Below are 24,343 nucleotides of genomic sequence, written 5' to 3'. Positions count from 1 at the left end.
TTATAATTTAAAGCTAGATAAAAATGAGTGCTTACGAAAATATAAATAATAGTCTTACCGATCGTTTTGTTCGATATACAGCCATTGATACCCAGTCTGACCCAAGCTCTGATAGCTTTCCATCCACCGAAAAACAAAAGAATTTAGGAAGATTGCTTGTTGCAGAACTTTTAGAAATGGGGATAAATGATGCACATTTAGACGGGTACGGCTATGTTTATGCAAGCATTCCGAGTACTTCGGATAAGAAAGTCCCAGTTATCTGCTTTTGCTCACACATGGATACCTCGCCCGACTGTTCGGGAGAGAATGTAAAAGCAATTATTCATAAAAATTATCAAGGGGAGGATATTATATTACCAGATGATGAAACACAGATTCTACGTTTGAAAGATCATGTAGATTTAAAAAATCAAATTGGCAATGACCTGATAACTGCCAGTGGTTTAACCCTTTTGGGAGCTGATAATAAAGCTGGAGTAGCTGAAATTATGGAAGCCGCTAAATTTTTAATGAATAATCCGGAGCTCAAACACGGTGAAATAAAGATTCTGTTCACTCCAGACGAAGAAATTGGGCATGGGGTAGATCATGTGGACATCAAGAAATTGGGCGCAGATTTTGCATATACCGTTGATGGCGAGAGCCTTGGTACGATCGAAAATGAAACTTTTTCGGCCGATGGTGTTAAACTAATTATCAAGGGAATAAGTGCACATCCTGGATTTGCGAAAAACAAGATGGAGAGTGCCATTAAGATTGCATCCGAGATCATTTCGCAATTGCCAAAGGATACATTATCGCCAGAAAGCACTTCAGATTTGGCAGGTTTTATTCACCCAGTTTCAATTAACGGTGGAGTAGAACAAACTGATATTGAGTTTATTATACGTGATTTTGATACTGAAAAATTAAAAGAGCATGAACAATTTCTAGAGGAAATTGTAAAGCAAGTATTAAAAAGTTATCCCAATTCAACCTATGAATTTCATGTGGAAGAGCAATACCGAAACATGAAAATGATACTCGATCAATATCCTAATTTAACTCAATTGGCCATTGAAGCCGTTGAGCGAGCAGGTTTAGAGGCAAAACTTCAACGGATTAGAGGGGGTACAGATGGCTCGCGACTATCATTTATGGGTTTACCTTGTCCGAATATTTTTGCTGGAGAGCATGCCTTCCATAGTAAACAAGAATGGGTATCTGTTCAAGACATGGAAAAAGCAGTACAAACGATTGTAAACCTAGCTTTAATTTGGGAAGAGAAGTTTAAATAAATATTATTCCTTTATAACATGAATCTTACCTAAAATTCACAAAAAAGACTAAATACTTAGGTATATTTGCAAATTCAACGAAAACCAATTGCAAAAAAATTCATTTTCTTTCTCTTTAATTACATTTTCTATTGTAACGGAATACTTACTTAGAGAATTTAAACCTTAATTGGCCATACAGTCTAAATCCATTATGAAGATAAAAATTAATATACTTTTTATTTTTTGCTTGATTGCATTTTTTGCTTTTCCATCACAAGGATGGTCGCAGAAGAAGGCAGAGATAATTAAGAATAAATGGGCATCAAAGCCTGTTTTAATAGACGGTGTATTAACTGATTGGACGGATAGTTTGGATTTATATAATGATGTAACTAAGCTTTATTATAATATTTCGAACGATCATGAGAATATCTATTTCGCAGTAAAAAATAACTCTGAAGAGAATCTAAGCAAAATATTGGCTCGTGGTTTGAGTATCACTGTAAATTATGAAAATAGTAAATCAGTGGGTCAAACGGTAACTTTTCCAATTCTTGATCGTACTCCTGGCAAAAAACAAGTAGAAACGGAAGAGCCAGAAGCTAAAGAAATACAAAGGCGAATTATTTCTAAGATCAAGGAGATAAAAGTTGAGGGTTTTAAAGAGTTGGTAGACGGTGGTATCTCATTATACAATACTTATGGTATTAAAGCGGCGATGGCATTTGATGATAAAAATGATATGATTCAGGAAATTGCGGTTCCACTTCGCTTGCTTGGAATTGAACCCGATCGCACTGAATTAATCACATTTCGAATACGCGTTAATGGATTTGAAGGATCAACAACTATCCAGCGAAGAGATATGAATTATTATGACGATATGTATGGAGGCGCTTACGGTGGAAGAAATGGACGTTATGGTCGTGGCTACAATGGAATGTATGGGGGCATGCCTCGAGACAATTTTATAACTACTAAGATCTCAACAAGTACAGAATTTTTTATAAAAAGTACATTAGCTGTAAGGCAAAATTAAAATTTACCCAATCTGTTTCATTAAGCAAACAGGTTAAAAACCAATTATGAACAAACTACAATTTAAAATGAAAAGAATTTTACCCTTAATGATCGGATTCATGATCAGTTTTAGTGCTATGGCACAAACTAGTCGTGATATTGGTGGGGTGGTAAAAGATACAAGCGGGACTAGCATAATTGCCGCAACGGTTAAGTATATTGCTGGGAAGGATACTCTTTTTACACGTACAGACTTAGATGGGAAATTCAATTTCAAGAATATTAAATCATCAACTTTCTTAATCACCGTTTCTAGCTTAGGCTATCAAGCAATAAACAAAAAGTTCTTTTTTAATGATGGAGCCACTCCCCTAACACTTGAGCCTTTTGTTTTAAAATCTGAAAACAGAATGCTTGGTGAGGTAGTAATTTCTGGTACTGCATCAATCACGATTAAGGAAGATACTATAAGTTATAGAGCATCCGATTATGCTTTACGTGAAAATGCTTTAGCAGAAGATTTATTGAAAAGATTACCTGGTGTTGAGGTTGATAAGGACGGAAATGTTACCGCACAGGGAAAAGCCATTACGAGAGTTAGAGTTAATGGGAAGGATTTTTTTGGAGGTGATGTTAAAACAGCTACGCAACAATTACCTGCAGACGTATTACAGTCGGTACAGATTATTGAAGATTATGGTGATCAAGCAAACTTGACAGGGATAAGAAATGGAGATCCTGAAAAGATCTTAAACTTTACCATTAGAGCCGATAAAAACAAGGGTTATTTTGCCCGCGGAACTATTGGTGGTGGCGACAAGGATAGATATCAAGGATCAATTACTGCAAATACCTACAACAATAGCGAGCAGTTTTCTGTTATTGGAAACCTCAACAATACCAATACTTCTGTATTTAGTTTTGGCGGCGGTGGCGGATTTGGCGGCGGCGGTGGCGGCGCACGTGTACAAAGTGTTGGCGGTGGCGGTGGCGGTGGTACGCGCTTCACCGGCGGTGGCGGATTTGGTGGTGGCGGTGGTGGATTTACCGGCGGTGGCGGCAATAACGATGGTTTAACAAATGTTGGATCCATCGGTTTAAATTACCGTAAAGATTATGGAAAGAAAATTAGCTCCTATGGTAATTACAGCTATTCTAATCGTGATAATAATGTGTTTAGCAATCAGCTGCAACAAAATAATTTCCAAAATTCACTTATCTCAACCGATCAGAATTCAACAAACAACAGAATTAATGATAATCATCGTTTCGGATGGAATCTTGAATACAAACCAGATAGCATGAACTACATAAAGTTCAGTCCCACATTTGGTTATAGTGGTACAACAGAATTAGGGAACTCCAATTATATTCAGCGTGATAACAACCTCTTAACTTCTGATGGTCTTTCTAGAAATAATACCGTTTCTAAAAATCCAAATTTCGGGGCTAGTATTTTGTTCAATCACCGACTTCAGAAAAGAGGTAGAAATATCTCCTTATTAGTATCAGCAAATAACTCTAGAACTAAACAGGAAGATGATCAATTAACAGACTATATTAACTACATCGTTTCTGGCCTTAGTACACCCGTTTATAGAAATCAAGAATTGTTTGATAATAATAGGAATTCAAATATAAATGCGAATCTATCTTATAATGAGCCACTTAGTGCTACAACAAACTTAGAATTTAACTATAATCATAGCACCACAAATTATAAAACAGACCGTGATACTTATGATATAAGTACTGCAGGTTTATCAACTTTTAATACCACCTTGAGTAATGAATTTAATTACTCATTCAGTACAAATAGATTTGGCATTAACTATCGTGTAAATCAAAAAAAATATAATTATTCGTTCGGATTGAGTGCACAACCCAATGTATTAGAGGGAAATTCAGTTGTAATGGGTGTTAGAACGCCAAATCGTAATACTGGCTTCAACATAATTCCATCTGCGAGATATTCATATAATTTCTCAAGAACTAAGGCATTTAATGCAAACTATTTCGGTAGAGCTAGTGAGCCAACTTACATACAATTACAGCCTACACCAGATATTTCGAATCCGCAGTACCCAGTTTATGGAAACCCTAACTTGAGTGCTGAATTTTCACATATCTTGAACTTTAGATACAATAATTTCAACTTTAACTCGGGTGATGTATTATTCATTAATTTATCCGGGAATCTTACTGAGAACAAAATTGTTTCTAATATAGTACGTAAAAGAGATCCTATTGTTGGTTTAGTACAAGAATCAAGGTATTTAAATACAGATGGATATTTTACTGCCAGTGCTTTTTATAACTATTCAAAACCATTCCAGGATAAAAAGTATGTGTTCTCAATCAATGGTTCTGCAAACTATATCAATAATATTTCCTTCACAGATGATGTGAAGAATACCGGTAAAAACTGGATTTTCTCTCAAGGATTGAATATGCAAATTCTTCCAAATAAGAATTTAGAGTTTAACCCTGGTTTGAGATATAGTTATAATACCAATACCAATGATGCAATCACAAACAATAATACCGAAGTTTCAACTTATGCTTTGAACTTTAATAGTAAGGTATTTTTCCTAAAATCATGGTTATTAGGTTCTGATTTGAGCAAATCATTCAATAATGGATACAGCAGTTCATTGGCGGTTAATCCATTCATTATCAATACCTATTTAGAAAAGCAGTTTTTCAAGGATAAGCGTGCTTCACTTCGTTTGCAAGCGTTTGACTTGCTAAATGAAAATACTAGTGTATCACGTTCAGTTACTGGTAACGTAATTACAGATAGTCAAAGCAATCGTTTGGCAAGATATGTAATGCTTAGTTTTACCATGAGAATTCAGAAGTTTAGTGGCAAGCAACCGGAGCAACAACAACAAATGATGGGTCCGGGTATGTATAATAGAGGTGGAAGTGGAATGGAAAGAAGCTATAATTAAACCTATTTTTTTAAAAAATACAGCCGCTTCTGAAAGGAAAGCGGCTTTTTTATTGCCTTTAATGTGGCATTTTTTCTTTGTGATAATTATTATATTAGAGATTGTTAAGATAGATTAAAAGCTAAATTTTTTAATATAATTAAAGATGAATCAAAAAAACACACAACAAAGTGGGATGTTTTTAATACTTATCCTGAGCTTATGCCTATCTATTAAGTCAGTAGGACAAGTACGAACACATGGGTTTAATCCGCTACCCAAGCAATGGGATGAAGCGATCCCACTTGGCAATGGCATGTTGGGTGCTTTGGTTTGGGAGAAAAATCAAGTTTTACGTTTTGCATTAGATCGTGCAGACCTTTGGGATAGCAGACCGATGAAAGGGCTTCACCGCGATGAATTTAGCTTCCAATGGGTTACAGAACAAAGGCTAAAAAATAATTATAAACCGGTGCAGGAATATTTTGATTGGCCTTATGATCGGGAACCGGCGCCGACAAAAATTCCGGGGGCTGGGATTGAGTTTAAATTTACGAAGGGATTTGAAATTGCTGAATCTCAATTAAATCTGAATGAAGCGATCTCGGAAATTACTTGGAAAAATGGCGCGCGCTTACAAACTTTTGTCCATGCAGAAAAACCTGTTGGTTGGTTTAAATTTGAAAATCTCAGCACAGGTTTCGATGTTGAATTAATTCCCCCAGCTTACCAAAGTCAAGTAAAAAACAGTGGCGATCCTGTTGGCGGCGATGATTTAGGTCGCTTGGGTTATGAACAAGGAAAGCTTAGCAAAGAAAATAATACCATCATTTATCAGCAAAAAGGCTGGGGCGATTTCTCCTATGAAGTTATTGTTTCCTGGAAAAAAATAGATTCAAAAACAATTGAAGGGGTTTGGACCATAAGAAGTAATCCAGATAATTTTAATAGCAATCTCGATCAAAAATCATTAGAAACACTACTTAAATCTGGCTTTGAGAACAATAAAAAGAGTCATTTAGCTTGGTGGACAACTTTTTGGGCTAAATCAAACTTGAAGGTTCCAGACCCCGTTTTACAGCATCAATGGGAGATGGAACAATATAAATTTGGAGCAACTGCTCGTGAAAATACACCACCAATCTCACTACAAGCTATTTGGTCGGCAGATAATGGTCGCATACCGCCCTGGAAAGGAGATTTCCACCATGATTTAAACACCCAGCTTAGTTATTGGCCATCCTACAGCGCCAATCACCTGAATGAAGCAATGGGTTACCTGAATCATTTTGAATCGAATAAGGATAACTATAAGCGCTATACCAAGCAGTTTTTTGCTAAAGAGGGAATAGCCGTACCAGGGGTAACTACACTCGACGGGACTGAGATGGGCGGATGGATTCAATATTCACTATCCCCAACCGTTTCAGCATGGATTTCACAGCATTATTACTTACAGTGGCGCTATAGCATGGACAAGGAATTTTTGAAAGAAAAGGCCTATCCTTGGATAAAATCGACAGCCCAATTTTTAGAACAGATTTCTGTTTTAGACGAAAAAACAGGTAAAAGAAAACTCGTAATCAGCTCTAGTCCCGAAATAAACGACAATGATGCAAGTGCCTGGTTTACCAAAACAACCAATTATGATTTATCATTGATGCAATTCAATTTTAAGGTAGCTGCAGAGCTAGCTCAGGAATTAAAATTAAAGGGAGAAGCCGAACATTGGTCGGAATTATACACTCAACTACCCGAATTGGCACTTTCAGAAAATAAAGAATTAATGGTTGCTCCAGACTATCCATATTCTTCCTCACATCGTCATTTTTCGCACATGATGTCTATACACCCTTTGGGATTAGTCAAGTGGGAAGATTCAGATGCATCGAAAGATATAATCAAATCCAGCATTAAGCTTTTAGATAGCATAGGTCCAAAAGGCTGGGTGGGATATTCCTATTCATGGTTGGGAAATTTGAATGCAAGAGCAAAAGATGGAGAGGGTGCGGCAAAGGCTCTAACAATTTTTGCCAAAGCCTTTTGCTCGAGCAATAGCTTCCATGTAAATGGCGACCAGACTAAATCTGGTTATTCGGACGCTCATTACAGACCATTCACCTTGGAAGGAAATTTCGCTTTTGCCTCCGGATTACAAGAAATGTTAATGCAGTCGCATGCTGGTTTTCTAGAAATATTTCCTGCCATTCCAACTAGTTGGGATAATGTTTCATTCCAAACCTTACGTGCTGAAGGAGCTTATCTAGTGAGTGCCGAAAAGAAAAACGGAAAATTAAAAAGCTTAAAAATTCAATCCGAAAAAGGTGGAACCCTCAAAATAAAAGCTAATTGGGGAAAATATGAATACAAAAACACCTCAAAATTAAAGGTGAAGGATTTAGGAAATGGATTTATTGAGGTAGAGTTTAAAGAGAATAGTGGGGTGGAGTTTTGGGAGATATAAATTTTAAAGGTAGAAGGATTAGTACCTTCTACCTTTAAATTTAGAATTTGCTGATAAGCATTATTTTAACATCGAAAAATCCATCCCCTGCATATAAACAGCTTCTACTTTTTCTACTAATTTGCCATTCGCTTCAGATTCGGTACTAGCTTTAATCCATTCAGGATCCTTCCGGAAATTTGCCCAAGATAATTTGGCTGCTGCCTCATTTTTGTGCGATAGGAAGTAAAGCAATTTAGGTTGAACAGAAGGATCACTCTCAATGGTAGTGAAATAAATGATGTTTTTCATACCCATGTTCTTAAATATTTTCATGGTATGATCTCTAAAACGAGATTCAAGATTGGGTAATTTTTCAGGTTTTGCGGTATAGATACGCATTTCAAAAGTGCTCAATTCGCCTGATTTAGAAGCTTTAAACTTAGGGCTATAATCTGTTGTTTTTAAGAAATATGTTTCAGCTTTAGCAACCAATTTTCCATTCTCCTCCGACTTCCTAGCAGCTTCTTTCCATTCTGGGTCGGCAGCAAAAGCCTTCCAAGATGCATCTCTAGCCTCCTTATTTGGGTAAGACATCAAATAATAAAATGAATTATCCGAACTTTTAGTAGGCACCCAATATCCCAATCCTTCGATTCCATGCTTCTTAAACAATGGCACCGCATGATCTCTAAATCTGGTAATTAAAGCCTCCAGTTTCCCAGGATTGCAATAATAAACTCTTAATTCATAATAGCGATTATCCGCCGCCTTTACAATGCTCAGTTGACTTAGAAAAAGGAATAAAATTAGTAGGTATTTCTTCATTTTGATTGTTGTTAATTCAATTGAAAATTAGCCAAAAAATGAAGAAATACCTAAAAATCTTTTTTTGCTTTATTTGCTAAGATTAAAATCGGCAGACTTTGTGTTTGCAGAGCTATTTCCTACAAAAACTTTAAAATCTCCCGGTTCGGCTACAAAATCTAAATTAGAATTATAGAATTTAAGATCCTCGATGCTAAGCTTAAAATTCACTTGCTTTGACTCGCCGGCCTTCAAAAATACCTTTTGAAAAGCTTTCAATTCCTTTACGGGACGGGTAATAGAGCCTACCAAATCGCGAATATATAATTGAACAACTTCTTCACCATCTCTAGCACCCGTATTTTTTACTTGCACTGAAACCTGAATAGTTGAAGTAGAAGTCATCGATTTTGCACTCAAAACAGGTGCTGAAATTTCGAAATTAGTATAGCTTAATCCGTATCCAAATGGATAAAGAGGTTCATTGCTAACATCCAAATAATTAGACTTAAACTTCTTAAACCATTCGCCTTCCGCAAGCGGTCGGCCAGTATTTTTATGACTATAATAAATTGGAATTTGTCCGATGTTTTGAGGAAAAGTTGCCGATAATTTCCCTGAAGGATTTACATCGCCAAACAAAACATCCGCGATAGCATGACCAGTCTCAGACCCGCCAAACCACACATTAAGGATTGAAGGAACATGTTTATTTTCCCAGCTAAGATCTAATGGACGACCATTAAACACTAATAAAACTACAGGTTTTCCTGTGGCCAATAAAGCCTCAAGCAATCTGCGTTGAACATCAGGAATCTTGATATCTGTGCGACTAGAACTTTCGCCACTCATTTCAGAACTTTCGCCAAGGGCAGCAACAATAACATCCGATTGCTTAGCCGCATCAAGAGCTTCTTTAATCATTTCTGCTTCCGGACGATTATCACGAGGAATTGTACGACCAAACATGGTAGCGCGTTCTTGATACTCAGGATCTTCTAATAGGTTTGAACCCACTGCATAAATCAATTTATTGCTGGCTCCTAGTGCATCTTCTAAACCTTTTCTCACTGAAATTGCTTTACTAAGATCAGTAGAAACCGACCAAGTGCCGGGCATATTAACTTTTGAATCGGCTAATGGACCAATTAAAGCTATTTTATCCGTCTTTTTTATTGGAAGAACATTATTCGCATTTTTTAATAAAACAAAACTTTTTGTGGCTGCTTCACGCGCAATTTTTCTGTTTTCGGCAGTGAATATTTTGGTTTTGGAGCGCTCATCATCACAATATTTAAATGGATCTTCAAAAAGACCCAATTTATATTTTGCTTCTAAAACAAAGCGGCAAGCACGATTGATATCCTCAATGGATACCGAACCAGCTTCTAACGACTTTTTAAGAGTAAGCAAGAAACCTTCGCCCACCATATCCATATCTACACCCGCTTTTAATGCTAAAGCAGAAACCTGATTTAAATCGCCGAAACCATGCTCAACCATTTCATTAATACCAGTATAATCGGTAACAACTAATCCTTTAAACTGCCAGTCTTTTCTCAAAAGATCGTCTAAAAGCCACTTATTAGCCGTTGCCGGAACACCATCAATCTCGTTAAAGGAAGTCATGATACTACCAGCACCTGCATCAATAGCTGCCTTGTATGGAGGCAAATATTCATTGTACATACGCACTTTGCTCATGTCTACCGTATTATAATCTCTTCCGGCTTCACCTGCGCCATAGAGGGCAAAGTGTTTAACACAGGCCATTAAAGTGTTGATTTTTGCCAAATCATCTCCTTGGTACCCAATAACCATAGCTTTTGCAATTTCAGAACCTAAAAATGGATCTTCGCCACTACCTTCAGAAAATCTTCCCCAACGTGGATCGCGAGAGATATCAACCATGGGAGAGAAAGTCCAGTTGATACCATCAGCCGCAGCTTCTTCGGCAGCAATTTGAGCACTTTTTTGAATTAATGGCATATCCCAAGTCGCCGACATACCCAAAGGAATAGGAAAAGTAGTTTTATAGCCGTGGATAACATCCAAACCAAAAATTAGTGGGATTTTTAAACGGGTATGATTAACGGCTAAATCTTGAGCTTTACGAATTTTTTGCGGACTTGTTAGACTGAAAAAACCGCCAACTTCGCCACGTTTTACTTTGTTTTCTAAATCAGAATTGCCAGTAGAGCCGGTAATTGCCTCACCACCTGTAAGTAAATTTAACTGTCCAATTTTCTCTTCAACAGTCATTTTGGACATTAAATCATTAAGAAAAATATCCATTTTGCTTTGAGAAGCGGTATTGCTAGTCTTTAATGTTTGTAGATTTTGTTTTTGTTGAGCACATGCTGTATAAATTGTTAATGCCGAAATTGCAATTAGGTACTTTAATGATCTCATTTTCTCTCTCTCAATTAGTTTTTCTATGTAATTATATTTTTGTGCTTTATTCTACAAAACCTATTTGTTGAACAATCTTTGCTTTTCCCAATAAAATGGAAAAAACGGTTTATTTATTAATTAACCTTTACAGGTTCTGTTGCTTTTGAAACTCCATTTTCATTAAATGATTCGATGCTGAAATAATAGGATTGACCAACAGTTAAACTCTTTAAATCCAGACTATTAGCATCATAAACTAGCCATGAATTATACAATTTATCGGGAGCAATTCCCCATTTAATATTATAACCTTGAGCTCCATTTACTTTATTCCAAGTAAGTAAAGCATCACGTTGATCTTTTTGTCTATCAACTTTAAAAGCCTTCACAGGTTCGGCAATTTTACCTTCTCCTTTCCCAAAAACCCGAAGTCCCGAAATTGCCAAATGTGGTGTAGGTACTCGTAAATTATTATACTTAATGTATCTTACTCTTTGCGCATTTTCAAGTTCTACATAATCGTTCGGAACATCCTTAAAACTTTTCTTTCGATCAATTAGACTAAACCAATTTTTGCCATCAAGTGAACCCTGAACTTCATAGCGGTGGAACATGCTATCCGGGCGACCATAAAGATTTGATTTATAATCATGGTAATTAATTTGAATGGCGTGAACTTGAGCAGGCTTTTCCAAATCAATTTGCAACCATTGCTGATCATCATTAGACTTAGCCAACCAAAATGATTTTACATTTTCATCTGTAACATGGTTTGCGCTTAAAGTATCAACAGCGGAGGATGCCAGTACAGGTTTTTTATAGGATAAAAGCATCCATCCCGTAAAGTCACCTTGTTTACCCGGGATTGATGGAGCATAATGTGGGTAATCTCCAAAAGAAGTATTGCTGTACATCAAGCCATCTTGATCAAACCAGGTTGGGAAAACACATAATCTTCTTTCCCAGTTCACATTCACAGAAACAGCCATAGATGCGAAATGCCAATATTGACCTCCTGGCCCTAAGACCGTGCTTCCATGCCCTGCGCCATTAATAAAACCTCCAGGCTTGTAAAAAACGGGGTTATTGGGTGCATAAGTAAAGGGGCCAAGCGGATGATCTGCGGTATAAACACCATCACCGTACACGTTAAATTCAGTCCCAGGTGCCGCATACTGCAAATAATATTTACCATTATGCTTAGTCATCCAAGCACCCTCCATATAGCCCTCCATAGTTGAGCTATGATTATCACCAAATCGTTCCCATCCATGCTTCGACTCATCCAAATTAAATAATTCGACTTTATTCCCTTTGGGACTAAAGCGGCGGTTTTTATCTAATTCTATCGCTCGAATAGGAAATAAGTTTGATGAACCCCAATAGATGTAGGCTTTATCATCATCATCGATAAATAAGGCAGGATCTTGTAAATCGTTTAAAATGGACGGGGTAGCCTTCCAATCACCTTTTTTAGGATTATCAGTGTATAAAACACTCATAGATCCAGAAGGATCACCCATAACATATAAAACAGAATCCTTATAATTATGTGCTGCAGGGGCATTAGAGCCTTGAAAATACCATTTTTCAGGTTTAATAAAATTCCAGTTACTTAAGTCTGTGGAGTGCCAATAACCCAAAGATCTAGTTACAAACATGTAATACTCGCCACGAAACTCAACCACAGCCGGATCAGCACCCGAACGGTATGAGATGTTTTTATCAGAGTTATAAATCATGTAGGTATAATCCAAGTTTATCGGATTACAATAGGTTTTCATTTGAGAAAATTGGGCATAAGTTTGCCCAGTGAAAAAAATAAAGGAGAAAAATAAAATTATACTAAACCTTTTCATTTTACTGTTTTTTTAAATAGGGGCTTTCAAAGCCCAATTTCTTCAATCCAGATTGTACATCTTCATCCTGCATGAATAATTTCCACAACAATCCACTTCGGTAGTTTTCAATCATCACCACTTCAGGACCTTTATCGATACCTAAATATCTAGGAACATACCAGTTAGCGCTTTCACTAAAGGCATCATAGAAGCCAAATTTCCCCCAGATTTTATCTTTTTTATTTTCATACCAGTAACGCATGGCAGCCATAGACTGATCTGGAGTATAAACAAGAGATGAAATGGCAGCAGTTGGAGTAATTACGCCTAAATCTTTTTCTTTGCTAGGAGCATGACCCGCGTAACCAATCATGGAATAACTTGATGTGAGTCCCCAGCTATTCTTACCATAACCCTTATATCCAAGCGGATTATCCACACACCACTGATAATTAATTAAAGCTTGATTTTTAGCTTCGAGTCCGTAATCACCATAGGCATCTTTAAGGCCATTAGGGTTTAAACCCAAGAAGGAATAATGTGCCCAAAATAATGGTCCGCCATAGGGTTCATCTCCTTGATGAAAAAACTGAAGTGAAATATCTTTATAAGAGCGCGGAGATTTAATATCACCACTCATTGCCCAACCTTCATCATACACTTTTTTATCAATTCCATGTGTTGGAGAGGCGGCAGCCATCACGTACATAATTAGGCATTCGTTGAAACCTTTCACAGGGAAATTCATTTTCCATTGATTTTGCGGACTCCAATGCCAGTATAAAACATTCTTTCCATTACGATAGAAATCAAAGTCGATACCTTTCCATAGCTCATCAGCTAATGCAGAAAGGGCTCTTTCTTCACGATTTCCATTTTTAAAATATTGTTTCACACAGATAAGTCCTTGAGCAACGAAAGATGTTTCCACTAAATCGCCACCATCATCAAATTTTGAGAAAGGTCTTACTTTACCGGTTTCGCCAACCATCCAATGAGGCCAGGCGCCATGAAAACGTTCAGCCTTTTTAAGATAATTTAAAATTTTGCTTAGTCTTTCAACACCCTCTTCTCTACCTACAAATTTCCGATCAATACCGCTAATGATGCCCATTAAACCGAATCCGGCAGCACCAGTAGCTACTGTATTTTTATCATTTTGGGGATAAATATTATCTTCATGGTAACGCTCTCTTCCAGCACCAGAAATAGGCTCAGCACCATCCCAGAAGTATTGAAAGCTATGGTATTGAACTGTATCAAGAAGCTGTTCATCGCTTAATTTACCATCAATTTGAACGTTTTTTTTAAGTCCACATGAAAAAAGTGAAACAGAAATTAAAAGACAAATGGTGTAAAAATATTTCATGTTTAAATTTTGGGGCTTTGAAAGCCAAGTTTTATTAATCCAGATTTTACTTCGGGACATGACATAAATAAATCCCAAATCAATCCTGTACGGTAATTTTCAATCATCACAATTTGAGGGCCTTGATCAATAGCTAAATAAGATTGAGCAAACCATGGATCATGAAGTGAAAAAGCATCTTTAAAGCCATATTCGCCCAATAATTTATCACCTAATTTATAATAGAAAAAGCGAATAGCCTGCATTGACTCCTCGGGAGCAAAAGGCAAAGATGCCACAGCAGCTGTAGGAGCAATATAACCCTTGTCATTATTAGGAGAACTGGCTGTGTATCCACCATTTATATCACTTGCTGTTAAGCCCCAACAATCTTTTGAATAGCCAAATTTTAGTGGATCGGCCACACAATAATTATAATTTATTTTGGTGTGGGCTTTAGCTTGAACTTCATAATTGGCATAAGCATCTGTAAGTGAATTCGGATTTAATGCCATAAAACTATAATGCTCAAAGAATAATGGTCCGCCATTAGGAGGCCCCAAAGGCAATTGAACACCATAATATGTATTTCCATTCTTCATGCCGCCATTTGCTGCCCAGCCCGCATCATAAACAGATTTTGGGATGGTATGAGTAGTAGAAGATGCGGCTAAAACATAAACCATCAAGGCTTCATTCCAGCCTCTAACTGGAAGATTCATTTCCCAATTAAAATTTGAACTCCAATGCCAATACAATCTATCTTCACCATTTTTTCTAAACCAATCCCATTCAACGGCATTAAAAAGAAGATTTACGTCGGCACGTAGGTTTACTTCATCTGCATCATTTGAATTAAAATATTGACGAGCAACGAGTAAGCCTTCCATTAAAAAAGCTGTTTCTACAAGATCGGCGCCATTATCTTTAGCGCTAAACGCTTGTACTTTTCCGGTATTTCCATTGATCCAATGTGGGAAAACACCGTGAAAGCGGTCGGCCGACTTTAAAAAAGAAAGAATCTTTTGAATTCGTGCCTTTCCTTCAATTCGGGTAATAAAATTTCTGTTCACTGCGGTTACGATAGACATGATGCCAAAACCGGTACCGCCAGTAGTTACAATATCTCCAGAGGTATTTCGCTCACGTGCCATACCGCTGTTGGGATGAGCAAAGTCCCAGAAATATTTAAATGTTTGTTTTTGGATTAGGGTGAGGAGGTCGTTGTCGGAGATACGGGCAAATTTATCTACATCATTTGCTGAAGTAGTAAGATTTACCGTGACTGCACTTTGAAGCTTGTTTCCAAGTTTAGATAACAATCCAGTATTGACTGTTAATATATATTTTGTAAGCGCTTGTAGAGCCGTTGGCTTGATTACAAGTGTATTATCGTTGTTTTCGAATGTAGAGCTAAATGTAGCTGTATTGCCAAATGAATCTGAAAGATTGATATTATCTTTTATTGAGGCAGCATTAATTGGAGCAGAAAATGAGATTTTAATTTCAGGCTCCTGATTTAAACCATTATAGGTAAAACCGCTGAATGCACCATTTACTTTTAAATCGGTAAAAAAATACGTGGAAGGTAGTGTTGGGTTAGTTGGAGTTATAACAGTACTTGATTTTTTACAGCTAACAATCGTTAAGAGTAATAGTAAAAATGTAAAAAATCTATTCATTCTATTTTAAATTTAAGGGTTGCCCCATTGAGCAACCCTTAATTAGTTTTTATTTTCCTCTACCTTCAAGTTTAGAAAGTGAGCTTATTTCTACATCACTTAATGCTTTATCGTAAATTCTAACTTCATCCAACTGACCAGTTAAATAACTAGCCCAATCTTGTTTACCTGTGCTTGTAGTTAAACTTGGTTGAGTTTGAAAATGAACTGTTCCGAACACCATCTTTTGAGCGTTTTGGAATGTTATTGGTCCGTTATTAGCAATCACCTGAGTTGCAATTTTTGAACCATTTACATAAATTCTATAAGTAGAGCTTGCTGCATCATAACTGGCAGTGATATGATTCCACTTATCCCATGGATTTACCATAGCATAGTTTCCCAACCAATTATCAACACCATTATTGTTAACGCGCATTTTTAATTGACCAGTTGATGCATTGCCACCATTCTCGAAAAATATGGTTAGGTTACCCCAAAAACTATTAGGATTAGCAATATCCATTAAGCCTACAATGCCCTTATCATTTAAAGGCATATTTTGCCACAGACTTACTGTAAAACTTTTTAAGTTTTGTACAGCAGTAGGAGTATTGGTTATAACGTAGCCGTTTAGTGCGCCTTGCAAAGCTTTGCCTTTAACACCATTACTAAAATCAGTACCAGTAGAAGTACCAGCAACTTTAGATACGCTATCTATTAAGTTTCCATCGAATGACCAATGCGCAACAAGATTGCTTGGAGCGATTTGCTTAGCACTTGTATAGCCGCCAATATTTAAAGGCGGTGCATAGCTAGATGGATCAAATTCTTTTTGGCAAGATGAAAAGCCTATAGCTCCAATTGCCAATATGATTAAATATTTTGTATTCATTTCTTTAAATTTAAACTATTAATAACCTGTATTTTGAGTTAAAACACCAGCTGCTTTATCAATTTCATTCGCTGGAATTGGCCAAACTTCATTTTTATTAGCTTTCCAACCCTTTGCTCCGAATACCGTTGCAGCACGTCCTTGACGAATTACATCAAAATAACGATCAGATTCCATAGCTAATTCAACTTGTCTTTCTTTCCACACAGCTTGACGCAATAAAGCTTTATCAGTTGTGGTAACATCTGGCAAAACTCCACTAACTCCACCTCTAGCACGTGCTCTTACTCTATTTAATGAATTTAAAGCAAGAGTAGTATTACCCTGCTCATTAGCAGCTTCTGCATTCATTAACAAAACATCAGCAAATCTAATTACCCTAACATTTTGTTGAGCACCTTCATTAAATCCACTAATAATTGATGAAAACGGAACATATGATTTTTGGTTATACATTGGATTATCACCAGTAGCGGCAATAGCATCACCTTGTGGCGTTGTTTCACCTCTAAAGATGATTGTTGCATCTCTTCTAGTATCTCCTGTTTCGAAAGCGCTTGCCAAAGCTGCGGTAGGAACATTAAAGCCCCAACCAGCTACTGATCCTCTAACACCTTGAACTTGGCTATATTGAGAATTTGCAGAACCTGGAATAGCAGCCACAATTTCACATTGAATTTCAAATACAGATTCAATGCTATTTTCGTTGTTAAGACGGAAACTTTGCTCAAAGTTTGGCACTAAATTATAACCCATACCCAATACAGAGTTAGTTAAGGTTAAAACTTGATCCCACTTAGCTTGGTACATCGCCACTTTAGCATGTAATGCCATAGCTGCACCTTTAGTTGCGCGACCTAAATCAGCAGCAGGATAAGTTTGCGGTAAAGCTGCAGCAGCTTCAGTTAAATCCTTCTCAATTGCTGCATAAACCTGTGCTTTAGGCGTTCTTGGCTTATTAAATTCAGATGCATCTTTTGGTACAGTTAAACGTAATGGCACATCGCCAAAAGCTCTAACTAATCTAAAGTATGAATAAGCACGAACAAATTTTGCTTCTGCCAAGTATCTAGCTTTTAAAGTTGCATCCATTTGGATGTTTGGAATATTATCCAAAACTTGGTTACAAAGATTAATGTTTTGATACTGACCATTCCAAAATCCTTCTAACTGACCTTGCGTAGAAGTTACAGTGAAATTATCAAAGTCATTTAAAAAGCTAGCATCGTTTGGAGAGCTACCCTTTTCGGCATCATCACCTGGAATACTTTCTAATGCCAATGCCGGAAAAGCTGTATTTTCCCAATTTCTAAGGCTAGCATAAATAGAGTTAACAGCCTTAGTTGCATCCTCTTGACTTTTCCAAAAGGTAAGAGCTGGCTGGGTTGCTTGCGGTTCAACGTCTAAGAAACTCTTTTGACATGAAGGCATAACTAAAAGACTAGCACCTACAATTAGTAAGCCTATCTTTTGTACATATGTATTTCTAAAATTTATTTTCATTGCTCTTTATATTAGAATGTAACTTGAAGTCCTAATCTGTAAGTTCCAGATAATGGATAAACACTTGCATCGATACCAGCATTTGTTGGTGATCCACCTACTTCTGGCGTAAATCCTCTGTATCCAAATAAATTGATTGCATTTTGAGCATCAGCAAAGAATCTTAGTCTTTGCATTTTAACTTTATTTGCAATATTTGATGGTAAAGAATAACCCAACTGAACATTTCTTAAACGTATGTATGAGCCATCCTCAACATAAAAGGAGTTTGGAGCAGCATTGGTAGTTGATCCAATTCCTGCTGAAGGATAAGTGTTTGAAGTACCTGCACCTCTCCATCTGTTATCGTAGAAATCTTTACTAAAGTTTTCGTTACCGAAACGGAAGGCTAAATTGGCATTATACACATCAACACCAGCCACACCTTGAACATCAACAGTTAAATCAAAATTCTTGTATTCAAAATTAGAGCTAAAACCAAAATTAAATTTAGGATTTGGATTTCCTAAAACAACACGGTCTCTACCATCAATTACCTTGTCGCCATTTTGATCAATATATTTGAAATCTCCTGGTTTTGCATTTGGTTGTGCAGATCCTGTTATTTCAGCAGCATTTTGGAAAATACCTGCTACTTTATAACCAAAAAACTGCCCAATTGCTTGTCCTTGAATAGTACGTGTAGCTAAAGCTCCATTCGCAATTCCGGCACCACCAGCAAAAATTGGATTCAAACCAGTCACAACAGAAAGAACTTTGTTTTGGTTGTATCCGAAGTTAGCACTAAATGAGTAAGATAAACCTTTTGAAGTTTGATCAGACCATGATCCTAAAAATTCGAAACCTCTATTTTGAAAATCTGCTTGGTTACCAATTAGGGAGCCTGAAGCAGTTCCAATAGATGATAAAATTGGAATTTCAAAAATTGCTTGTTCTGTTTTCTTGTTGTAGAAACCAGCTTCAACGCTTAATTTATCATTGAAAAATCTAGCTTCTAAACCTAGGTCTGTACCAACTGTACGCTCCCAGTTTAAGAATGAAGGCACTAAAGAGTTAACGTTTGCTCCTGTATAACCAACACCATTAAAGAAAGCAACAAGGCCACCACCTTGAGATACTGTTAATGTAGTAGGATTTACCGGTACACCAGCATTACCAACTTTACCCCAAGATCCTTTTAACTTTAAGTAGCTAAGAACTTTTTGGTCTTTCATGAAATCTTCATTACTAACAACCCATCCTGCACCAACAGCTGGGAAATATCCCCAAAGATCTCCACCACCAAAAAACTGAGAAGCGGCATCAGCACGTAATGTTGCATTTAATAAATAACGGTTTTTGAATGAGTAATTTAAGCGACCGAAGTATGATGCCGCAGTAGATAAGTTTCCACCATCAGAAACAGTACGTGTTGCCGCAGTACCAAGCGCTAAGTATAAATCACCATCGCTATTATTAGGAACATTGAACGCACTTGAGTTTAAAAAGTAAGATTTTCTTCTCTGAACTGATTGACCAGCTAAAACTGTTAAATTATGATCTCCAAAAGTATTCTTGTATGTTAATGTATTTTCAAGAATCCAATTTCTGTTTTCTCCTCTATTAACTCTAAGTGTACTTTGTGTAGTTCTTTGTCCCTGAGTTGCAGCATAAAGAGGAGTATAACCTCTAACTTCATTATGTCCAAAATCGCCACCAGCACTTGTTTTAAAAGTGAAGTTTTTAGCAAAAGTTAATTCTGCAAAAACATTACCTGTCATACGATAGTTTTTAGATTTTTGATTGAAAAAATCTAAAGTTACCTGAGGGTTGAAGTTATTTCCACCACCTAAACTAAAGTCGTTTGCATCACCATAACTACCATCTGCATAATAAACTGGAACTACCGGACCAGCAGCATATAGTTGACGGAAGATTCCTCCATCGATATCATTGGTACTGATAGAAGTCCCAGAAACTGTATAACCAACTTTTAAAGGATCTAAAATTCGGAAATCATTTGAAAGTTTAGCGGTATAACGCTCATAACCTTGAGTTTTAACGATACCGTCTTCATTTGTATAACCTAAAGAGAAGTTGTAATTATTCTTTTCAGAACCACCATTTACTGATACCTGATGATTAGTTTGTAAAGCATTTCTGAAAGCTTGATTGTACCAGTTAGTACCTTCACCAAAGCTAGAAGGATTAGGAAATAAAGGAGAAGCACCATTTGATGCAGAAAGCTCATTTATTATAGTAGCATACTCAGTAGCATTAGCCATCTTAACCTGGTTGGTTACAGCCTTAAAACCTGTAGATCCATCATAGTTAATACTTGGTTCACCTCTTGTGCCTTTCTTAGTTGAAATTAAAACAACACCATTTGCAGCTCTAATACCGTAAATTGATTGTGAAGAAGCATCTTTTAAAATACTTAAACTCTCAATATCATTAGGATTTAAGAAACTTACCTCATCGTACCATACTCCATCCACAACATATAATACTCCTGTATTACCGTAAATTGTTCCGGTACCACGGATAGTAATTTGTGGTGAAGAACCTGGAGCACCATTATTTACAATAGAAACACCAGCTACCTTACCCTGTAAAGCACTAATTGGGTTTATTGAAGCCTGTTTAGAAATTTCTGAACCCTTTACAGTAGCTACAGAACCTGTAACATCAATTTTTCTTTGAGTTCCATAACCAACAACCACAATCTGTTGTAATTCGTTTGAATTTGTAGTTAAAGAAGTATTAATAGTTGTATTACCATTAATACTGATTTCTTTTGTACCGAAACCAATGTAGGTAAAAACTAAAATACCATTAGAAGGTGCACTAATAGAATAGCCACCATTTGCATCCGTTTGAGTCCCTATTGTGGAACCTTTAAGTTTTATACTTACACCGATTAATGCTTCATTGCTAGTACCATCAGTAACCTTTCCGGATACTTTGATATTTTGTGCAAATGCACTAAAACAAGTGATAAGAAATAAAAATACTAGTAGAGATTTTTGTTTCATAATTTTTAATTAGTTAATTGTTAAACCGAGAACAAAATCGAATTGTTTTGATGTTTCACCAAATAAAATAACTCTACATCACTACACATATAATAAAATGACTCGCCTCAAACACTCAAAAAAAGTTTAATAATAAGCCAAAAACTATGTTTAATGATTTCATGAGCAATATTTAGACTACATCAAACTGTGTTTAAAAAGCACTTAATTTTTTGAAAAATAAAATCGATTTGTGTGGTAATGATGTAGTGTTATAACTCCATAAGAAACTCAACTAGGTTCTTATCATGGGGCAGACTGAGCTTTTTTCTTAAGCGATATCGTCTAATTTCAGCGCCTCGAACACTAATATTAAGTAGAGATGCCATTTCCTTGCTACTCATATTCATGCGCAAATAAGCACATAGTTTTAAGTCGTTTGGAACAAGATCAGGATGATGAATTTTCAATTTTTTAAAAAAATTTTCATGCGTCTCATTAAAACTACTTTCAAATAAATTCCAATCCCGTTCATCATTCATCCCCTCATCAATAATTTTTTGAAGTCGCTTGAGTTGTTCATCAGGAAAAACTTTTCCATTGGCATCCTTTAGATTTTCAATCTCAACTTTAATTTTCTGCAATAATTCATTTTTATAAACAATATTCATTGCTGAATTTGTTACTTCACGACTCTTGCTATCGACCTCAGCTTGTAGTTTTTCATTTTTTAGCTTAATCAATTTTTGCTCATTAATTATTGCCTCTTGCTTCAAGTGTTCATCACGCTCTTTTTGAATACGAATTTGGATTTTCTCTTGATGCTTTTGAAGTTTACGGAAGTACCATAACCTCATCAAATAAACTCCTCCAATAATTAATAAAATGTAAAAAATCATCGCCCAAATACTTGCATAAAAAGGAGGAAGAATTTCAAATTTAAAGGAAGTGATTTCGGATAATTCTTCATCATTAAGCCTAGCTCTTACCTTAAACTCATACTTCCCAAAAGGAAGATTAGTAAAGTCTTTCTGAGAGATAGTTGACCAGGAAGACCAGCCATTTGAATAGCCGTCCAAATAATATTGGTATAAAATTTTACCCTGACGATAAACGGGTAAGCTATAATGAATTCGTATGCTGTTTTCTTGGTGACTTATATTAATTGGTAAACTTAAGGTTGCCCGTTCAGTAAGCGTGGCAGTCCCTGTGGTTATATTTTCTACTTTACCAATAATAACCTTAGGGATATTTTGCTTTACTTCCTTAAGGTTTTGATTATACAATACGAAACCATCGTCAATACTTATTAAATAAAGATTATGGTCAATTTTAGAAATATTTTCATAATTCTGAACCATACGACCATTTAAAACACTGAATAGGCTAGAATTGACCTTGATATTGTCTGGATCAGAGAAGTTAACAAGAGCTACTTTTCCCTTTTCGATAAACCAATAACTTTTATCGTCAGCCTTGATAACCTTGTTAGCCCTTGAAAATGATCCAAGATCTTTATTCAATTCTTCGTACTTCTTAAAACGATCTATAATATGGTCATAAACATAAAATCCTGAATCTGAGGTAAATACAATCTTTCCAAAAAGATTAAATATATTTATTCCATAGCTCGAAGGAAGACCTTTTGTTTGATCATAATTTTTAACTGCACCATCAATATCTATTAGATTCTGCTTAAGGTTCATCTTAAACAAACCTTTATAGGCATGTGATGACCAAATATTGCCCTTTTCATCTTGCTCTACATAACGAGATGGAGCAGAGAAATTATTAATTTTATTCGAAAATTTATACTGACCAGCGCCATCCTTTTTGTAAATAACCAAGCCATTATAAGTCCCCTGAATTAATTTATTAGGTTCTGAACTCATTTTTTTAATCGTCCAGCCACCATTTATAGATGAAATCTTTTCTAAGGAAGCCCCTTTAACCCTAAATGTTCCATTATTATGGCCGCAGAAAAGCTCACCATCTATTAATGATAAATCCCACACTTGGCCTTGAGAATTGGGAATTAGTTTAAAATCAAATGATTGACCTTTATTATTAGCATTCCATGCACTAAAATATAAACCCTGATTAGTACCAATATAAATCTTATCCTTAAATATAATACTAGAGTAAACTGTACCAAAACCAAGACTCTTGTCAAGGAAAAAGGAAAGAGGGGAGTTTAATTCAATTCGATCAATACCATTATCTAATCCAGCCCATAAATTGTTAGAACGATCAACAAATAAGCTTAAAACAGTGTTGTTTTGGAGCCCTCCAGTCTTATTTATACGTTGAATAACATTACCATCTTTGTCAATAATAACTATACCATTGAGAATAGTCCCGAAAGCAAAATATTTGCCATATAAATCAACACCATTATTTAACTGATTGGTAATCAGGAATTTATTTGCAGGAATATCCCACTTTTTTACTTTTATACCATCAAAAATAAATAAGCCATTATTTGAAGTACCAAGTACAAAACTGTTGGCTCTATAGGGTAACATACACAGTACAGCCATATTGCCTAACAACTCACTTCCAGGAACAAACTCAAGCTTTGTACCTTTAAGTTCAAATAGCCCCTTATTAATTCCCTGAATAAAAAACCGATTCTTTACCTTCATTAGGAATAAAAATGGCCCTTTATCTATGACTTGAATTTTTCCCTTATGATAAATTAAGATAGCTCCAAAGGATTGGAAAATAACACGATCTCCGTCTATATAGATTTTCCATACTTCATCATTAAAATTGAAGTTTTTAGGAATTAGATTATTTAATGATTTATATTTTAGAATTGCTTTTGAATCAAAATACCAATAGCCGATCTCACCAAATCCACCGGTATATACTTTGCCTTTATCATCAACAGCAACAGAACGAACTATTAGAGTATGAGGTATTTTATATAATTGCCAATCATTACCATTAAAAGTTAATAGGCCCTCCGAATTGCCAAAATACATAACACGATTTGCGTCGGAGGTTAATGACCAATTCTGGTTTCCAGCTAAATATTCGGACTTTGAATAATTTCGAACATTGGAAACACCGATACTCTGGATATCATTTGCAAAGGATGAAAAAGCTACAAAACAGCAAAAAATGGACGTATAAAATATTCTCAACATCTCCAATTATGGATTCTTCTTTTATGAATAATAGAAATCTATAATTTCAAAGCTAATGCTAAAAGAATAAAAACAAGAAGCATACAGTATA

The 24,343-nt window shown here is 36.0% G+C and carries 13 protein-coding genes; 4 read left to right on the top strand and 9 right to left on the bottom strand.

The genetic code is table 11. The features are described from left to right. Positions 1–23: 23 nt before the first annotated feature. The 4 genes from pepT (at position 24) to QZ136_RS11815 (ending at position 7,679) form a co-directional block, all read left to right on the top strand. A complete protein-coding gene (pepT, locus tag QZ136_RS11830) occupies positions 24–1,280 on the top strand; it encodes a peptidase T (RefSeq protein WP_291403780.1) in 1,257 nt (418 codons plus the stop codon). Between the two features lie 193 nt (positions 1,281–1,473). Beyond that, positions 1,474–2,301: a hypothetical protein gene (locus tag QZ136_RS11825; RefSeq protein WP_291403778.1), complete on the top strand. Its 828-nt coding sequence runs from the start codon at positions 1,474–1,476 to the stop codon at positions 2,299–2,301. A gap of 67 nt (positions 2,302–2,368) precedes the next feature. After that, positions 2,369–5,236, top strand: a complete 2,868-nt coding sequence (locus tag QZ136_RS11820; protein WP_291403776.1) for an outer membrane beta-barrel protein — start codon at positions 2,369–2,371, stop codon at positions 5,234–5,236. Positions 5,237–5,381: 145 nt separating this feature from the next. Beyond that, positions 5,382–7,679 carry a glycoside hydrolase family 95-like protein gene (locus QZ136_RS11815; RefSeq protein ID WP_291403774.1) on the top strand — a complete coding sequence of 766 codons (2,298 nt, stop codon included), beginning with the start codon at positions 5,382–5,384 and terminating at the stop codon, positions 7,677–7,679. Between the two features lie 60 nt (positions 7,680–7,739). On the opposite strand, the gene QZ136_RS11810 is transcribed toward QZ136_RS11815, so the two are convergent. The 9 genes from QZ136_RS11810 to QZ136_RS11770 form a co-directional block, all read right to left on the bottom strand. Next, positions 7,740–8,486: an NIPSNAP family protein gene (locus QZ136_RS11810; protein WP_291403772.1), complete on the bottom strand. Its 747-nt coding sequence runs from the start codon at positions 8,484–8,486 to the stop codon at positions 7,740–7,742. A 69-nt stretch (positions 8,487–8,555) separates the two neighbouring features. Further along, complete coding sequence (gene bglX, locus QZ136_RS11805; RefSeq protein ID WP_291403770.1) at positions 8,556–10,877, bottom strand: beta-glucosidase BglX; 2,322 nt, start codon at positions 10,875–10,877, stop codon at positions 8,556–8,558. A 116-nt stretch (positions 10,878–10,993) separates the two neighbouring features. After that, positions 10,994–12,718: a family 43 glycosylhydrolase gene (locus QZ136_RS11800; RefSeq protein WP_291403769.1), complete on the bottom strand. Its 1,725-nt coding sequence runs from the start codon at positions 12,716–12,718 to the stop codon at positions 10,994–10,996. Between the two features lies 1 nt (position 12,719). Further along, a complete protein-coding gene (locus tag QZ136_RS11795) occupies positions 12,720–14,069 on the bottom strand; it encodes a glucoamylase family protein (RefSeq protein ID WP_291403768.1) in 1,350 nt (449 codons plus the stop codon). Between the two features lie 2 nt (positions 14,070–14,071). Further along, the gene (locus tag QZ136_RS11790; RefSeq protein ID WP_291403767.1) at positions 14,072–15,730 is read right to left on the bottom strand and encodes a glucoamylase family protein; all 1,659 of its coding nucleotides are present in this window, start codon (positions 15,728–15,730) and stop codon (positions 14,072–14,074) included. A 49-nt stretch (positions 15,731–15,779) separates the two neighbouring features. After that, positions 15,780–16,604 (bottom strand): LamG domain-containing protein, encoded by an 825-nt coding sequence (locus QZ136_RS11785; protein ID WP_291403766.1) that lies wholly within the window; start codon positions 16,602–16,604, stop codon positions 15,780–15,782. Positions 16,605–16,622: 18 nt separating this feature from the next. Next, complete coding sequence (locus tag QZ136_RS11780; protein ID WP_291403764.1) at positions 16,623–18,107, bottom strand: RagB/SusD family nutrient uptake outer membrane protein; 1,485 nt, start codon at positions 18,105–18,107, stop codon at positions 16,623–16,625. 11 nt (positions 18,108–18,118) lie between these two features. Next, positions 18,119–21,121: a TonB-dependent receptor gene (locus QZ136_RS11775; RefSeq protein ID WP_291403762.1), complete on the bottom strand. Its 3,003-nt coding sequence runs from the start codon at positions 21,119–21,121 to the stop codon at positions 18,119–18,121. 251 nt (positions 21,122–21,372) lie between these two features. After that, the gene (locus tag QZ136_RS11770) at positions 21,373–24,252 is read right to left on the bottom strand and encodes a triple tyrosine motif-containing protein (RefSeq protein WP_291403760.1); all 2,880 of its coding nucleotides are present in this window, start codon (positions 24,250–24,252) and stop codon (positions 21,373–21,375) included. Positions 24,253–24,343: the final 91 nt, after the last annotated feature.

This window comes from Daejeonella sp., from assembly GCF_017495225.1.
Lineage (GTDB): Bacteria > Bacteroidota > Bacteroidia > Sphingobacteriales > Sphingobacteriaceae > Daejeonella.
The sequence above is the reverse complement of the archived record's forward strand: the minus strand, read 5'-3'. Positions and strand labels throughout refer to the sequence as shown.

Bases quoted from the DNA above. Each gene is read 5' to 3' on its own strand.
- pepT (WP_291403780.1), top strand. From the start codon at position 24: ATGAGTGCTTACGAAAATATAAATAATAGTCTTACCGATCGTTTTGTT.
- QZ136_RS11825 (WP_291403778.1), top strand. From the start codon at position 1,474: ATGAAGATAAAAATTAATATACTTTTTATTTTTTGCTTGATTGCATTT.
- QZ136_RS11820 (WP_291403776.1), top strand. From the start codon at position 2,369: ATGAAAAGAATTTTACCCTTAATGATCGGATTCATGATCAGTTTTAGT.
- QZ136_RS11815 (WP_291403774.1), top strand. From the start codon at position 5,382: ATGAATCAAAAAAACACACAACAAAGTGGGATGTTTTTAATACTTATC.
- QZ136_RS11810 (WP_291403772.1), bottom strand. From the start codon at position 8,486: ATGAAGAAATACCTACTAATTTTATTCCTTTTTCTAAGTCAACTGAGC.
- bglX (WP_291403770.1), bottom strand. From the start codon at position 10,877: ATGAGATCATTAAAGTACCTAATTGCAATTTCGGCATTAACAATTTAT.
- QZ136_RS11800 (WP_291403769.1), bottom strand. From the start codon at position 12,718: ATGAAAAGGTTTAGTATAATTTTATTTTTCTCCTTTATTTTTTTCACT.
- QZ136_RS11795 (WP_291403768.1), bottom strand. From the start codon at position 14,069: ATGAAATATTTTTACACCATTTGTCTTTTAATTTCTGTTTCACTTTTT.
- QZ136_RS11790 (WP_291403767.1), bottom strand. From the start codon at position 15,730: ATGAATAGATTTTTTACATTTTTACTATTACTCTTAACGATTGTTAGC.
- QZ136_RS11785 (WP_291403766.1), bottom strand. From the start codon at position 16,604: ATGAATACAAAATATTTAATCATATTGGCAATTGGAGCTATAGGCTTT.
- QZ136_RS11780 (WP_291403764.1), bottom strand. From the start codon at position 18,107: ATGAAAATAAATTTTAGAAATACATATGTACAAAAGATAGGCTTACTA.
- QZ136_RS11775 (WP_291403762.1), bottom strand. From the start codon at position 21,121: ATGAAACAAAAATCTCTACTAGTATTTTTATTTCTTATCACTTGTTTT.
- QZ136_RS11770 (WP_291403760.1), bottom strand. From the start codon at position 24,252: ATGTTGAGAATATTTTATACGTCCATTTTTTGCTGTTTTGTAGCTTTT.